1 protein-coding gene is annotated in these 623 nt (G+C 73.0%); it reads left to right on the top strand.

Annotated elements, in window-relative coordinates; all coding sequences use genetic code 11:
* Nucleotides 1-623: ketoacyl-synthetase C-terminal extension domain-containing protein (locus A2U95_RS22275; protein WP_166026034.1), on the top strand; the 623-nt coding region annotated here is incomplete at both ends.

Consider the following 623-nt stretch of genomic DNA (forward strand, 5'->3'; position numbering starts at 1 on the left):
CGCTGGCGGGAGCCGGTCTGACCGGTGCGGACGTGGACGCCGTGGAGGCCCACGGCACGGGCACGACGCTGGGCGATCCGATCGAGGCGCAGGCGCTGCTGGCCACGTACGGCCAGGAGCGGCCGGAGGACGGGCGGCCGCTGTGGCTGGGCTCGATCAAGTCGAACCTGGGGCACACCCAGGCCGCCGCCGGCGTCGCCGGGATCATCAAGATGGTCATGGCGATGCGCCACGGAGTCCTGCCGCCCACCCTCCACGCCGCCCAGCCGTCGACGAAGGTGGACTGGTCCGCAGGAGCAGTCGCACTGCTCACGGAGGCGCGGGAGTGGCCGGAGACCGGTGATCGCCCGCGCCGAGCGGGCGTGTCCTCATTCGGCATCAGCGGCACCAACGCGCACGTCATCCTCGAATCGGCCGAGCCCGAACCGGTCGCCGGGACGGAGCAGCCGGAGACTGCGCTCCCCGCAGTGCCGTGGGTGCTGTCGGCGAAGTCACCGGAGGCCCTGGCGGGACAGGCGGAGCGGCTGCTGCCGCTGGCCACGGGTGAGGTCTCGCCGGTGGACGTGGGCTGGTCCCTGGTGTCGAGCCGCACCCAGTTCGATCACCGTGCGGTGGTCTTCGGC

Origin of the sequence: Streptomyces chilikensis (genome assembly GCF_001642695.1) — a bacterium.
Classification (GTDB): Bacteria; Actinomycetota; Actinomycetes; order Streptomycetales; family Streptomycetaceae; genus Streptomyces; species Streptomyces chilikensis.